The 14685-nt window shown below is 55.7% G+C and carries 14 protein-coding genes; 8 read left to right on the top strand and 6 right to left on the bottom strand.

Annotation, left to right across the window (positions count from 1 at the left end; all coding sequences use genetic code 11):
- Positions 1-5 precede the first annotated feature (5 nt).
- The 5 genes from MJ923_RS04990 to pspA all read right to left on the bottom strand — a co-directional run bounded on the left by MJ923_RS04990 (position 6) and on the right by pspA (position 3958).
- Entirely contained in the window at positions 6-1082 is a 1077-nt protein-coding gene (locus MJ923_RS04990; protein WP_240590135.1) for a TIGR01620 family protein, read from the bottom strand.
- A 36-nt stretch (positions 1083-1118) separates the two neighbouring features.
- On the bottom strand, positions 1119-2540 hold the full coding sequence (locus MJ923_RS04985; RefSeq protein WP_240590134.1) for a YcjX family GTP-binding protein: 1422 nt from the start codon (positions 2538-2540) through the stop codon (positions 1119-1121).
- A gap of 88 nt (positions 2541-2628) precedes the next feature.
- Entirely contained in the window at positions 2629-3024 is a 396-nt protein-coding gene (pspC, locus tag MJ923_RS04980) for an envelope stress response membrane protein PspC (protein WP_240590133.1), read from the bottom strand.
- Positions 3011-3250: an envelope stress response membrane protein PspB gene (gene pspB, locus MJ923_RS04975; RefSeq protein ID WP_126166361.1), complete on the bottom strand. Its 240-nt coding sequence runs from the start codon at positions 3248-3250 to the stop codon at positions 3011-3013. The genes pspC and pspB overlap by 14 nt, the downstream gene beginning before the upstream one ends.
- Before the next feature lie 24 nt (positions 3251-3274).
- Positions 3275-3958, bottom strand: coding sequence for a phage shock protein PspA (pspA, locus tag MJ923_RS04970; RefSeq protein ID WP_240590132.1), 684 nt, complete (start codon positions 3956-3958; stop codon positions 3275-3277).
- Between the two features lie 175 nt (positions 3959-4133).
- Here pspA and pspF point away from each other — a divergent pair, with 175 nt between their 5' ends.
- The 8 genes from pspF to ung all read left to right on the top strand — a co-directional run bounded on the left by pspF (position 4134) and on the right by ung (position 12645).
- Positions 4134-5213 (top strand): phage shock protein operon transcriptional activator, encoded by a 1080-nt coding sequence (pspF, locus tag MJ923_RS04965; RefSeq protein ID WP_126166359.1) that lies wholly within the window; start codon positions 4134-4136, stop codon positions 5211-5213.
- A 70-nt stretch (positions 5214-5283) separates the two neighbouring features.
- Complete coding sequence (locus MJ923_RS04960; protein WP_240590131.1) at positions 5284-6912, top strand: ABC transporter substrate-binding protein; 1629 nt, start codon at positions 5284-5286, stop codon at positions 6910-6912.
- Positions 6912-7943: an ABC transporter permease gene (locus tag MJ923_RS04955; RefSeq protein WP_126166357.1), complete on the top strand. Its 1032-nt coding sequence runs from the start codon at positions 6912-6914 to the stop codon at positions 7941-7943. Before MJ923_RS04960 ends, MJ923_RS04955 begins: the two co-directional genes overlap by 1 nt.
- Positions 7930-8820, top strand: a complete 891-nt coding sequence (locus MJ923_RS04950; RefSeq protein WP_126166356.1) for an ABC transporter permease subunit — start codon at positions 7930-7932, stop codon at positions 8818-8820. Before MJ923_RS04955 ends, MJ923_RS04950 begins: the two co-directional genes overlap by 14 nt.
- A 2-nt stretch (positions 8821-8822) precedes the next feature.
- Positions 8823-9830: a peptide ABC transporter ATP-binding protein gene (locus MJ923_RS04945; protein WP_240590130.1), complete on the top strand. Its 1008-nt coding sequence runs from the start codon at positions 8823-8825 to the stop codon at positions 9828-9830.
- Positions 9811-10596, top strand: a complete 786-nt coding sequence (locus tag MJ923_RS04940) for an ATP-binding cassette domain-containing protein (RefSeq protein ID WP_126166354.1) — start codon at positions 9811-9813, stop codon at positions 10594-10596. The genes MJ923_RS04945 and MJ923_RS04940 overlap by 20 nt, the downstream gene beginning before the upstream one ends.
- A 96-nt stretch (positions 10597-10692) precedes the next feature.
- The gene (gene fabV / locus MJ923_RS04935) at positions 10693-11895 is read left to right on the top strand and encodes an enoyl-ACP reductase FabV (protein ID WP_240590129.1); all 1203 of its coding nucleotides are present in this window, start codon (positions 10693-10695) and stop codon (positions 11893-11895) included.
- Positions 11896-11988: 93 nt separating this feature from the next.
- Entirely contained in the window at positions 11989-12645 is a 657-nt protein-coding gene (gene ung / locus MJ923_RS04930) for a uracil-DNA glycosylase (protein WP_240590128.1), read from the top strand.
- A 120-nt stretch (positions 12646-12765) separates the two neighbouring features.
- Here ung and MJ923_RS04925 read toward each other — a convergent pair whose 3' ends face one another.
- Positions 12766-14613, bottom strand: a complete 1848-nt coding sequence (locus tag MJ923_RS04925; RefSeq protein WP_240590127.1) for a SurA N-terminal domain-containing protein — start codon at positions 14611-14613, stop codon at positions 12766-12768.
- Positions 14614-14685: the final 72 nt, after the last annotated feature.

The following is a 14685-nucleotide window of genomic DNA, read 5'->3' as shown; positions in this document are numbered from 1 at the left end:
AAGCGTCAGCTGTTTGTAAAATCTTTGTTACGACGCAGACGGCTATCCACCTGGCCATTTAGAGCGCTACTAAACAAAGACTTAAGTTCAACAAGCAGTTGCTGATGGATACGGGAAAGCTTGGGTTTCTGCTCCGCTTTAAAGGTCAACGGCCGACAAAGTGCCATCGCCTGGTACCCCAGGCGCGCAGTCAGCAGCCCGCCGCCGAGGCCCTGAGCCAGGCGTGCTGACAGCTTACCTGTCATCTCCACCGACAGCAGTTGACTGCCGAGGTCGGTCACAAGCTCGGTGGTGCCGGCATAAAAGATATTAACCAGAATGGCGCGGATAAGTCGGATGCGACTCCAGTAGCCCAGCTCCACCCCGTAGCAGTCGGCCACGTCGCGGATCATCTTTTGGTTACGCCACAGGATGATACCCATATCCAGCACCGCCAGTGGGCTTGCCGCCAGCAGCGCTGCCGACTCCATGGCGTAACGGCTCACTTTGCGTTTGGCGGCCTCATCCTGAGCTGTGAGTACACACTCCTCGTACAGGGTCAGCTTTTCTGCATCGTTGTGCTCATCACTCACCAAGCCCTTGAATTTACTGAGCGCTTCAGCGGGCGCCTTGGTACTTAAGCTCTCGATAAAGGCATCGGCCTCGCCGATTTGTACACTTTCACGGATCCGGGCGCCCTGCTCTCTGGCGTCGTCGGTGGCTTTAAGGCGCTTCAGCAGCCGGTACTCGCGCCAGGCGGCGCCAAGCCCCCAGGTAAGCACCAGCCCAAGCACCACGCCATAAAGGCCGAAGATCCAGGGGCTTTGCCGATAGGCATCCATTAAGCCCAGCGTGGTTTCCGTGACCACAAGTACACCCAGGCCTGTGAGTGCCCACTTCGCCAGCGGCGACCAGCGGCGGCCCTTCAGCCCCTGTAGAGTGATATGGGCATCTATGGGTGACAGCGCCTGTTCAAGTTCGCTTTCATCGAGGGTGCGCACCTCGGTCTCGACAGCGAAGCGTTGAGTACCGGCAAGGGCATCATCGGTTGGCTGCTCGGATTCAAAGCGGCGTGCGGGCGCCAGCGGCGTCTCGTCTTTCATGATTTCAGTCATCTCCTGCTACAAACTGGTTCCCACTCAGGCAAGCTTATCGCCGAGCAGGTATTCCAGCAGATGATCGAGGCGGATATGGGCCATGGGGCTTTCGCCATTTCTGGCCATGGGCGCAAACTGCACAAATTCAAAGCCCTGATTTTGCCAGAAGTCCGGCTTGGGCAAGCTTTGCGGCACTTCACCGGGAAACAGGGTAATGGGTTTGCCGGTGGCTAGCTCGGTGCCTGTGACGACTTCCACCTCGCCTTTTTCGGTATTGACCATCCCCGGCCGGGTGGCACGAATGGCGCTGATGGCCATAGCCTCCACCTGACAGCCTTCGAAGCGAGCGAAGTGCTCACTTCGCCCCAGCATTTGTTTGAGCAGCCCCAGCACCCTGCCCTGCTGATCCCGGGTCACGTGGTCAATTTTACTGGCAGCAAACAGCAGTTTGTCTATGCGGGGTGAAAACAACCTACGGATCAGGCTGGACTGACCGAACCTGAAACTTTCAAGAATACCATCCAACGCCAGGCTCATGTCTTCAAACTGGGCTCGGCCACGATTGAGGGCACTGAAGCAGTCCACCAGCACCAATTGCCGGTCAAAACGGGCAAAGTGACGTTTAAAGAAGGGCTCGACCACCGCATCCACATATTCACGGTAACGGCGACAAAGCTGGCCGTAGGCGCTGTCCTTACCGGCTTCTGCGGCACGTTTATGTGCCGCCTCATCCAGCGGCAGTGGGAAAAACGCCAGCAGCGGCGCGCCTTCAAGCTCACCAGGCAGCAACATGCGCCCTGGCTGGGCAAAATAATAACCCTGGCTATGCACCGACTCTTCAAGATAGGCACGATACAGACCTGCGATGCGCTCAAATTCTTCATCGCTTAAGGGCTCATCGAGGCGAACCCGGCTCGCCGCTTCAATAAAAGCCTTCAAAGACTCGGATGGTGCGCGCTTGTTGATGGCGGCAAACACGCTCTGACTCCAGCTGGCATAGTCCTGACGCAGCATGGGCAAGTCCAAAAGCCATTCACCGGGGTAATCCACCAAATCGAGATACAGGGTGGACACATCAGAGAGTTTTGATAACAAGCCGCCTTTGGGGCGATAGCGGATTTCGAGCCTGAGCTCAGACAAATTGCGGGTAGATGCAGGCCAGCTTGGCGGCGTCTGTGATAAGGCCGAGAGCGCCCCCTGGAGGTCAAAACTGGCAATGTTTAAGTCTGGCTGACTGGCGCGGCGAACCCCAACCAGCCTTTCATCGCGGCTCACCTGCCATAGTGGCAGGTTTTTATCGTTTGCAGCGGTGGCACTCAGAAGCTGATGGACAAGGCCGGTGATAAAGGCAGTTTTCCCTGCCCCCGAGAGACCGGTTACCGCCAGTCTTAAATGCCGGTCTGTGCTCCTTGCCAGCAGATCGCGTGCCTTTTGTGTGAGTTTATCCACCGGGCTGCTCGCCATAGAATCTCCTGTGTCATTCCCTTAACGGCGTCTTTGTTTTTTAAACAGCCAACAAAGACAAAGGGCGACCGAGTCGCCCGTAGTTAACTTAAAGGTTATTGATTTGCCGCTTTAAGTCGTAGTTGTCTGATGTCACATGGCGCTCGAGTGACCTAAGCCTTGACTCCAGGGAACGGAAGCGACTGTTCACATCGGCCAGTGCCTGTTTGGCGGGTTCTCCGGCCTGCCAGACCTTGCGCTTGACCTCGATGTCACTGATGTCGTCGTGGACTTTTGCGGATGCCGGCTTCACATCCAAAATCATCCACAGGGCCACGTAAAGAATGAAGATGATACCTGAGCCGCCAAGGAGGAAGATGGACACTGCCACCACTCGCACCAACCAGGTCTCGAAGCCGAAGTACTCGGCGACTCCGGCGCAGACCCCGGCGATTTTGCCTTGCTGGGGTATGCGATAGAGGGTCCTGCCATCACGCGTGCTCATGCTTGTTCCTCCACTCAGGAGACTCGGCGTCCAGAATGGCTTCCAGAGTCTCGATACGCTGATCCATCTTGTCAGCCAGGGCGATGAGTTCGTTAAGCTGTTTAAACTCTTCGTCGGAAAGTCCCTGGCTCACCTGCCGCTTGCTGCGGTAATGCAGAACCAGCCATATGGGTGCCACTATCACCATGAAAATAATAATGGGCGCCATCAATACATCCATATCCATAACTCACCTCCCCCGAATAATTCGTTACTTGCCAGCTTTTTCTTTGGTCTTGCCCTTCATTTTAGCCTTCAGGGCTTCCAGCTCGGCATTCACTGAATCTTCGGCTTGCAGGGCGGCAAATTCGTCATTCAGACTGGATTTGTTACCCAAATCGTAAGATTCCACCTGGGCTTCCAAGCTCTCAACACGGGCTTCATACTGCTCGAACTTCAGCATGGCGTTGTCGATTTTGCTGGAATCCAACTGCTTTTTTACCTCAAGACGGCTGGAAGCAGTTTGCTTGCGCATGATGATGGTCTTCTGGCGAGCCTTGGCATCGGCCAGTTTTTCCTGCAGCTGAGTCACTTCTTCTTTCAGGCGCAGGATATGGTCTTCAACCACTTCCAGCTCGCGCTGCAGGGTTTCGGCCAGGGTAGAGGCTTTTTGCTTTTCTACCAGAGCGGCACGGGCCAGATCTTCACGCTCTTTGGAGATGGCCAGTTCGGCTTTCTCTTCCCAATCCTGTACCTGGGCGTCAACCCGGGCAATCCGGCGAAGGATGTCTTTCTTCTCGGCCAGAACCTTGGCTGAGGTAGAGCGCACTTCCACCAGGGTGTCTTCCATTTCCTGGATGATCAGGCGAACCATTTTTTCCGGATCTTCCGCCTTGTCCAGCAGGGCGCTGATGTTGGAATTAATGATGTCCGCGAAACGAGAGAAAATACCCATAATTCAGTCCTCACATGTAGTTGGTTTTCGCAATGAGTAATACACAGAGCGTGCCAACTTTTGTTTTTCCTTTAAATTCAATAAAAAGCGCCAAAATTTAAGATTCACTTTATTTTGCCAGCCCAGACACCTATTATGATTTTCACCACTTGTTAGCGAATAAGACCAACAAAAAGTGCCCAACGCATTCAAACAGGACAACCTGATAGGCCAATCCAACGCACTTCTGGAAGTGTTGGAACATGTATCCCGCATCGCCCCGCTGTCAAAGCCGGTATTGATTATCGGTGAACGGGGCACAGGTAAGGAGCTCATCGCCGAGCGCTTACATTACCTGTCCCAGCGCTGGGATCAGAGCTTTTTAAAGCTAAACTGTTCATCGCTGAGTGAAAATCTACTCGAAACTGAACTGTTTGGCCATGAGTCAGGTGCCTTTACCGGCGCAAAAGGTCGTCATGAAGGTCGCTTCGAGCGCGCCGATGGCGGCACCCTGTTTTTGGATGAACTGGCTAACACCTCCGGACTTATTCAGGAAAAACTGCTCCGGGTCATCGAATACGGTGAATACGAGCGGGTCGGTGGCAGCAAGACCCTGCAGGCGGATGTGCGCCTGATTTGTGCCGCCAACGAAGACTTGCCGTCACTGGCAGAAGCCGGTGAATTCCGGGCCGACCTGCTCGACCGCCTCGCCTTCGATGTGATCACCCTGCCGCCCCTGCGCCACCGCAAAGAAGACATTATGCCGCTGGCGGAATACTTCGGCATCGGCATGGCACGCCAGCTCAAACTGGATTTGTTCCCGGGTTTTGCCGAGCATGCGATTGAGCAGCTGATGGACCATCAATGGCCGGGCAATATCCGCGAGCTTAAAAACGTGATTGAGCGTTCTGTGTACCGCGCCGGTGGCAGCTGTGAGCCTATTGAAGACATAGTGCTGGACCCGTTCGAGTCGCCCTGGCGTCCCAAGGGAAGGATTAAAACAGTGGAGCGTCAGGCCAAAACAGTGCCTGTGGTTGAGGCCGCTGTCCAGGACACCCCGGCCGCCACGGCAGGCAGCCCAATGCAAGTTGCATCCCTTGAGGTGAATTTTCCGCTGGATCTCAAAGAACACCTGGAAGCGGTTGAGAAAGATCTTATCCAGCAGGCATTGGCGGCAAGCCAGTTCAATCAGAAAAAAACCGCCGATCTGCTGGGGCTCAGTTATCACCAGCTGCGCGGGATCCTCAAGAAATACAATTTACTGGATAAGGCATAAGTGGATTGCCCGCGGCGGCGGGCGACTGTTAGAATCAATCATTACTGCTTACACCAATAACGATTCATTAATGAATGCGCTGAAAAACCGGCTTTATCGGCTCGCCCTGCTGCCCCTGGTTGGGGGATGGCTTACAGCCTGCGGCCATCAGCAACTGCCGCCCGGGGTGGTTTACTGCTCCGAGGGTAACCCTGAGTCATTTAATCCGCAGACCGTGACCTCAGGCACCACCATTGATGCCACTTCCCAGCAGATCTACAGCCGCCTGGTGGACTACGATGCCGAGGAAGGCAAAATCGTACCGGCGCTGGCAACCCACTGGGAAATCAGCGACGACGGCCTTGAGTACCGCTTCACCCTGCGCGAAGGGGTGAAATTCCACCGCAGCGCCCTCTTTACCCCCAGCCGTCCTTTCAATGCCGACGACGTGCTCTTCTCCTTCCAGCGCATTCTGGATGACGACCATCCGTTCCACTGGGTCAGCCGCAGTGGTTATCCGTTTTTCCAGAGTATCGACTTTGTCAATCAGGTCAGTTCGGTTACCAAAGAAGGCGACCATCAGGTGGTGTTCCGCCTGAATCGCCGTGATGCATCGTTTCTGTCGAACCTCGCCACCGACTTTGCGGTGATCCTCTCGGCCGAGTATGCCGAGCAGCAACTGAACGCAGGCACGCCGGAGCGGCTCGACACCCAGGCCATAGGCACAGGCCCTTTCCGCCTGGTGGAATACGTGAAAAACGAATACATCCGCTACCGTCGCCATGAAGGCTATTGGGGCAAGGCGCCTGAAATCGATATGTTGGTGTATGACATCACCTCCAAAAGCACCGTCAGGCTGTCGAAGCTCATTACCGGCGACTGCAGTGTCTCGGCACTGCCCAAGGCCGGTGAGCTTGATTTGATTGATGAACATCCGGATTTACAGTTGCAGTCGCGTCCCGGCCTGAACGTGGCATTCTGGGCCTTCAACACCCAAAAACCGCCACTGGATGATGTGCGCGTACGTCAGGCGCTGTCGCTTGCCATCGATAAGCGCAATATCCTTGCCGCCGTGTATCAGGACACCGCCGTTGAGGCCCAAAGCCTGCTGCCACCCTCTTCCTGGGCCTATGCCCGCGACTATGAACTGGATATCGACTACTCCCCCAGTAAGGCCATGACCTTACTGGCCGAGGCGGGAGTGACCAACCTCAGTATCGACATCTGGGCGATGCCGGTCGCCCGGGCCTATAACCCCAATGCACTGAAAACTGCCGAGCTTATTCAGGCGGATTTAGCCAATATTGGCGTTAAGGCCAATATCGTCAGCTACGACTGGTCGGTGTTTACCCAAAAGCTCAACCGCAGCGACTACGACTCGGTATTGATTGGCTGGAACGCCGATAACTCAGATCCAGACAACTTCTTCACCCCACTGCTGAGCTGCGCCTCGGTGGGCTCAGGCAACAACCGCTCCCGCTGGTGCTCGCCCGAGTTTGATGCCCTGCTGACCCGCGCCCGCGCCAGCACCGACCGGCTTGAACGCACCGCGCTGTATCAGGAAGCCCAGGCCGAAGTGGCCCGCGAACTGCCGATGTTTGCCTTCGCCCACGCCAAGCGCACCCTGGTGCACCGCAATAACATCAGCCATATGCCCATCAGCCCCTTTGGCGGCATCTCCTTTGCCGACATCAAACCCAAAATTGAGGAGCAAGACTGATGGGCGTGTACCTGCTTAGGCGTCTTAACCTCTTTATTGCCACCTCGTTGCTGATGGTGAGCATTCTGTTTATTGCCACCAGTCATTTCCCAACAGACAGAGCCTACGCGCTGACCGGGGTAATTAACCCTACTGCCGAGCAGGCGCAGCAAATCATTGATGCGTACAAGCTGGATAAATCCGAGTTTCGTCAGTACCTGGCGTATCTGGAGCAGCGGCTCTCAGGCGACCTTGGCATTTCCATCACCTCCCAGCAGAGCGTGGCCAAAGAGCTTGCCAGTGTGCTGCCGGCTTCCTTTGAGCTGGCGTCATTTTCCGGATTGCTGGCACTGCTTCTTGGGATCCCGCTTGGGGTACTGGCGTCACTCAATCAGCACAAGCTGACCCAGAATGCCATTATGGCGATTACCCTGACCGGCTACTCAATTCCGGTATTCTGGCTGGGTCTGTCGCTGTCACTCTGGTTTGGGGTGCGGCTGGGATGGTTGCCAATTTCCGGACAAATCAACCTCTTGTATGAAATTAAGCCGGTTACCGGCTTTATGCTGATTGATACCCTGCTGTCGGATTCAAGCTACCGACTGTCAGCCTTTAAAGACGCGCTGGCGCACATAGTGCTGCCGGCGGTTACCCTGGCGGTGCTGCCCTTCACCGTGGTGGTGCGCATTACCCGCGCGGCCATGCTCAATGTGATGAACCAGACTTATATTCGCGCCGCCGAGGCTCGCGGGCTGCACACGGGGAAAATCATTTTAAAGCACGCCCTGCCCAACGCCCTTATTCCACTGCTTAAACACCTGGGCTTGATGCTGGGCGCCTTTGCCAGTTATGCCATTGTGGTGGAGGTTATTTTCTCCTGGCCCGGAGTTGGCTCCTGGCTGGTTTCAGGTATTTATCAGCGTGACTATACCGTGATCCAGGGCGGTATTCTGGCGGTGGCGCTGCTGATTATTTTCCTGAGCATCCTGATTGAAGTGATACACACTGCCTCCAATCCGCTCAGCAGGAAGGAACTCTATGCCTCAAGTTAAGATTTATCAGGAAGACGATATCCCGTCTCCCATGAGGCGGCTGTGGCAGTCCTTTTCGGCCAATCCTTTTGCCCTTGCCGGGCTATGGGCCATTGCCTTTTTATTGCTGCTGACAGTGCTTGGGCCCTGGTTTGCCCCCTTCAGCCCCGAGGCGCAAAACCCCAAGGCGCTGCTGCTGCCGCCCTCTTGGGATCCAGCCGGCACAGTGGAGCACTTTTTGGGCACGGACGACCTTGGCCGCGATATTTTCAGCCGCCTGCTGCACGGCGTTCACCTGACCTTCGGCATGTCGCTGGCGGTGGTGGTGACCGCACTGCTGCTCGGCTTCCTGATTGGCTCCATCTCGGGCATGATGAAGGGGCTTAAATCCAGTATTCTCGGGCACTTACTCGATGCTCTCTTGTCCATTCCATCGCTGCTTATGGCCATTTTGGTGGTGGCCGTGCTGGGCCCCGGACTCGATAACGTATTTTGGGCGGTGGGCATTGCCTTAACGCCGCAGTTTGTGCGGGCTATCCATCAGGCTATCCACGAAGAACTGCAAAAAGAATATGTGACCGCCGCGCGCCTCGATGGCGCCAGCAGCATTCAAATCTTTTGGTTTGTGATTATGCCCAATGTCTGGGAAGTGGTAATTATTCAAACCACACTGGCAATTTCCACAGCCATTCTGGATATTGCCGCACTGGGCTTTTTGAACCTGGGGGCTCAGGCGCCCAGCCCCGAATGGGGTGCTATGGTGTTTCAGGGACTCGATAACCTGCTGACCGCCCCCTGGACCGTGACCATCCCCGGGGTGGCCATTCTCTTTACCGTGCTCGCCGTTAATCTGGTGGGCGACGGGCTGCGTTCGGCGCTGGCGCCGATAAAGAACTGATTATGCCGCTACTGGATATACGCAACCTCACCATTGAGCTGGATACCCCCCACGGGCGGGTAAAGGCACTGGAAAAAGTCAGCCTGATGCTGCACGCCGGTGAAATTCACGGTCTGGTGGGCGAGTCGGGTTCCGGACGAAGCCTGCTGGCCCGTGCAGTGCTGGGCATTCCCGGCCCCAACTGGACAGTCACCGCCGACCGCATGATGTGGGATGGCCACAACCTGATGGAAATGTCCTCGGCCGAGCGACGTAACCTGATGGGCAAAGATATGGCGATGATTTTCCAGGACCCATCCGGTAGCCTCGACCCTGTCATCACCATTGGCACCCAGCTGATTGAAGCCATGCCAACCGACACCAGTCTGCCATTCTGGCGCCGTGGTCGCGGCAAGCTCAACACGGCCGAAAAGTGGCTGCACAAGGTGGGGATTAAAGATCCCAAGCGGGTGATGGACAGCTACCCATGGGAAACCTCCGAAGGCGAATGTCAGAAGGTAATGATTGCCATGGCACTGGCCAAGCAGCCACGGCTGCTGATTGCTGACGAACCCACCAACTCGATGGAGCCCAGCACCCAGGCGCAAATTTTCCGCCTGCTGGCTCAGCTTAACCAGCTGCAGGGTGTGACCATCATGCTTATCAGCCACGAGCTGGAGACTCTGGCCGAGTGGTGCAATAACCTCACTGTGCTTTACTGCGGCCAGGTGATGGAATCTGGCCCCATTGATGAGCTTATCCGCGAGCCGCTGCATCCATACACCAAGACCCTGATGGACCATATGCCGGATTATCGCGGCGAAATGCCCCACAAGAGCCTGATGCCGACCCTGCCGGGCTCGGCGCCTGCGCTGCAGCATTTGCCAATTGGCTGTCGTCTGGGGCCACGCTGCCCCGAGGCCCGTAAGCAGTGTGTGCATCAGCCGCAGCTTCAGCATCAAAAAGACAGGTATTACGCCTGCCACTTCCCCTATCAAACGGAGAGCAGCAATGACGACACCTCTGCTTAAAGTCACCAGCCTCTCCAAGCGCTATTTCACCGGCTATCGCCGTTTCCGGGCCCAATACAACGAGGCGCTGGCGCCTATCTCGTTTGAGCTTGGCCGCGGTGAAACCCTGGCCGTAGTGGGTGAAGCCGGCTCAGGTAAAAGTACTCTGGCGCGCATTCTGGTGGGCGCCGAGCAGCGCTCCAGCGGCGAAATTCTGTTTGAAGGCACCGCCCTTGAAACCCGCAACGTCAAGCAGCGCTGTCGTCTTATTCGGATGATTTTCCAGGATCCCAACACCTCGCTCAATCCCCGGCTGTCCATTGGCGAGTTATTGGAAGAGCCGCTGAGGTTCAACACTGATATGAGCGCCGCTGAGCGCAGCGCGCTGGTCACCGAGACTCTGCGCAAGGTGGGATTGCTGCCGGAACATGCCGACTTTTATCCGCACATGATTTCTGAAGGTCAGAAACAGCGGGTCGCCGTGGCCCGGGCACTGATGCTGAGCCCCAAGGTGATCATCGCCGACGAAGCACTGACCGCACTCGACCTTTCGGTACGCTCTCAAATCCTCAACCTGTTGCTGCAACTGCAAAAGGAAATGGGGCTGTCGTATATTTTCGTATCCCATAACCTCAATCTGGTGCGTCATGTGAGCGACAAAATCATGGTGCTGCACAAGGGCCAATTGGTAGAAAAAGGCCCGGTGCAAAAGGTTTTCGAAAGCCCCGAGCATGAGTACACCGCCAGGCTGATTGCCGAGCAAACCCGTCAGGTGCGCAAGCGCTGAACTCATCCAACCACCGGGGTAAAACGTAAAAAAGAGGCTGCCATTGGCGCCTCAAGTCATTATTCTATTGCCAGTGTTGACTGAAGAAGCATAAACATGATTATCAAACCAAAAATTCGTGGCTTTATTTGTACCACCACTCATCCGGTTGGCTGTGAAGCCAACGTGCTTGAGCAAATCAATCTGACCAAGGCCCGTGGCCCAATCGTCAATGGCCCCAAGCGCGTACTCGTGGTTGGCTCTTCCAGCGGCTATGGTCTGTCTTCCCGTATCGCAGCCGCCTTTGGTAGCGGCGCTGCCACTATCGGCGTGTTCTTTGAAAAGCCTGGCACCGAAACCAAGCCTGGCACCGCCGGCTGGTACAACTCGGCCGCTTTTGACAAATTTGCCAAGGCCGAAGGCCTGTACAGCAAGAGCCTGAACTGCGATGCCTTCAGCCATGAAGCCAAAGCCAAGGTGATTGAGCTGATTAAAGCTGACCTAGGTCAAATCGACATGGTGGTCTACTCACTGGCCTCGCCTGTGCGTAAGCTGCCTGACAGCGGCGAACTGGTACGCTCTTCACTGAAGCCTATCGGTCAGCCATACAGCTCTACTGCGGTAGACACCAACAAAGATACCATCATCGAAGCCAGTGTTGAGCCTGCAACCGAGCAGGAAATTGCCGACACAGTTACCGTGATGGGTGGTCAGGATTGGGAACTGTGGCTGAACGCGCTGGATGAAGCCGGTGTGCTGGCCGATGGCTGCAAGACTGTGGCTTACTCCTACATAGGTACCGAGCTGACCTGGCCTATCTACTGGCACGGTGCCCTCGGTAAGGCCAAGATGGACCTCGACCGCGCCGCACACGCCCTGAACGACAAGCTGGCTGCCAAAGGTGGCAGTGCCAACGTGGCCGTACTCAAGAGCGTTGTGACCCAGGCCTCTTCTGCCATCCCGGTAATGCCTCTGTACATTGCCATGGTATTCAAGAAGATGCGCGCCGAAGGCCTGCATGAAGGCTGTATGGAGCAGATCCTGCGTATGTTCTCTGAGCGCCTTTACAAAGCCGATGGCAGCGCGCCTGAAGTGGATGAAGACAATCGCCTGCGTCTGGACGACTGGGAATTGCGTGATGACATTCAGCAGCATTGCCGTGACCTGTGGCCACAGATCACCACCGAAAACCTGTCTGAACTGACCGACTACGTCGAGTACAAGGCCGAGTTCATCAAGCTGTTTGGTTTCGGTATCGAAGGCATAGACTATGACGCCGACGTCAATCCTGAAGTTAGCTTCGATGTGATTGAGCTCTAAGCACAAACGCTTTGAAAAACGCCGCACTGCGGCGTTTTTTTATGGCCAAATATCAGCATAATAGAGACATTCTGACAAAGATAAGGACAAAAGGTGGATTGGCAGCAGCTTCTTGGCGCTGAAAGACGCGCCCTCTATTTTCAGGACACCTTGAAGTATGTCGACCAGCGACTCCGCGACGGGGTGACCGTCTATCCCCCTAAAGCCGACATCTTCAATGCCTTTCGCTACACCGCCTTTGAGCAGGTGAAGGTGGTGATTTTGGGGCAAGACCCCTACCACGGCCCCAATCAGGCCCACGGGCTGTGCTTCTCGGTCAAGGCTCCCTGCCCGCCGCCACCGTCGTTGCAGAATATGTTTATCGAGCTGGCAAACTCAATTCCGGGCTTTGTGGTGCCAACCCATGGCGACTTAAGCGCATGGGCCCATCAGGGGGTGATGCTGCTCAATACCGTGCTGACCGTAGAGCGGGGCCAGGCTCACTCCCACGCACACCTTGGCTGGGAGCGCTTCACCGATGCGGTGATCCGCGGCCTGAGTGAGCACAGAGCCGGGCTTGTGTTTCTGCTTTGGGGCAGTCATGCGGGCAAGAAGGCGAGTTTGATTGATGCCAACAAACATCTGGTGCTGCGCTCACCGCATCCATCGCCCTTGTCGGCAAATCGGGGCTTTTTCGGCTGTCACCACTTTGTCAAAGCCAATGAGGCGCTGATCCGCCAGAACCTCACCCCCATCGACTGGCGCCTGTAGGCAATCTAAGCGCGCCATTCCGGCCCATTGATAAAAGAGTCAGGCGGCTCGCCAACCAAACGCCAAACCAGAAACAAAAAAGCCAGCACTGTGGCTGGCTTTTCATTTGGCAAATTGCGCTTATTCGGCGGCGTAGCTGATTTCAGCTTTAGCTTTCAGTGACTCAATCACACCACGGTAGGTGGTTTCAGTAAACTGACCGGACAGACGCTGAGCCAGCGCCTGCACCAGTTCGTCCTGAACGCCTTCAGCCGGATTTACCTTGTCCAGCACGACCAGTGCATAGCCAGCAGCCATATTCACGGTATCAGCACCGCCTACGGCCAGCTGGAAGCCCTTGTTCACGATGGATGGATCCAGTTCGCGGTCAAAACGGGCCACTTTGGCTTTGGCAGTCAGCTCAAGCGCTTCACCTGCCTTGAACTTGGCCAGCAGTTCCTGAGCCTGCAGCTTGGCCGCTTCGTTGGCTTTGTCCTGGGTAAGACGGGCCAAGATACCGGCTTTCACTTCATCAAATGGCAGTGTACCGGCCATTTTGTGCTCTTTCATGCGCACCACGGCCACGTTGTTGTCACCAAGGTCAATCAGGTCACTGTTCATACCGCTTTGCAGTACCTGCTCAGAGAAGGCGGCCTTGATGAGCGCCGGGTTGTTGATTTCAACCGGTGGCAGTTCGCGGGTAAAGAGACCTGTGCTCTTCACTTCAAGACCAGTGGCCTTGGCAGCTTCGCTCAGGGTATCTGGCACTTCGTAGCTGGTATCAGCCAGTTTTTGCTGCAGACCGTAGAACTTATCCAGCGCTTCTTTTTCTTTCAGCTGCGCCAGAATGCGGTCTTTAACCTCGGCAAAGGCCGCCTGCTCACCACCCTGAACATCCAAAAGCTTGATGATGTGGAAACCATAATCGGTTTTCACCACGCCTGAGTACTGACCCTTTACCAAACCGAACAATGCGGCATCGAAGGCTGGGTCCATTACGCCCTGCTCAAACCAGTCCAGCTGACCGCCCTGCTCACCACTGAAGGTGTCTTCAGAGTCGGTTTTCGCCAGCTCGGCGAAATCGGCGCCGCCCTGCAACTTGGCGTAGATGGTGTCTGCTTTGGCTTGCGCCGCCGCTTCATCATCTCCCAGATTCACCAGGATGTGAGCCGCCAGACGCTTTTCAGGGGTCTTGTACTGGCTCATGTGCTCATCGTAGTAAGCCTTGGCTTGCTCATCGGTCACGGTAATGGCATCGGCCAGTGACTTGGCGGACAACATCAGGTACTCGAGGCTCACCTGCTCAGGGTTGATGAACTGATCCGGGTTGGCATCGTAGAAGTTTTTGGCTTCTTCATCAGTGACGGTCACGCCCGCTTCGAAAGGTGCGGCTTCTACCACCAGATAACGCAGATCGCGGGTCTGGCCCTGCAGCTCGGCGACCGCCTTGCTTTCGGTTGGCAGCACAAACTCGCTGCCAACCAGGGCATTGAGCAGCTGACGACGGGTCATATCAACACGCATCATGTCGCGGAAACTGTTGGTTTGATAACCCAGCTGACGCAGGATAGCCAGATAGCGCTCGTTGTCGAACTTGCCATCGGTTTGGAAGGCAGGTTCATCAACAATAGCTTGCTTGATTTGCTCATCAGAAACGCGCAAGCCCAGCGAAGTGGCAGTCTGGTCCAGCAGCTTGTCAGCGATAAGACGCTCAAGTACGCCCTGCTTGATGGAGCGCAGGTAGTTGTCATCTGCTGCCAGGGTTTCGAACATTTCGCCCAGTTGCTGCTCCATACGGGCCTTTTCATTTTGATAGGCCTGCTCCAAAGCTGACTGGGGAATTTCCTCGCCATTGACGGTGGCAGCCGGAGTCTCGGTTGACGAGCCCAGGTAGCTGCTCACGCCGGTAAAGGCAAAGGAAAGGATCACCAGCACCAGGATGCTCTTGGCAATGGTACCTTGGGCACCTTCACGGATCTTTTCTAACATCAGATGTCCCGCTTGTTACTCTTGTGATTGAAATAAAAAAGCGCATCTCTGTGAGGATGCGCCTTTATGTAA

The organism is Shewanella zhuhaiensis (assembly GCF_022484835.1).
GTDB classification, from domain to species: Bacteria; Pseudomonadota; Gammaproteobacteria; order Enterobacterales; family Shewanellaceae; genus Shewanella; species Shewanella khirikhana.
This window is presented reverse-complemented; position numbering and strand designations above follow the sequence as displayed.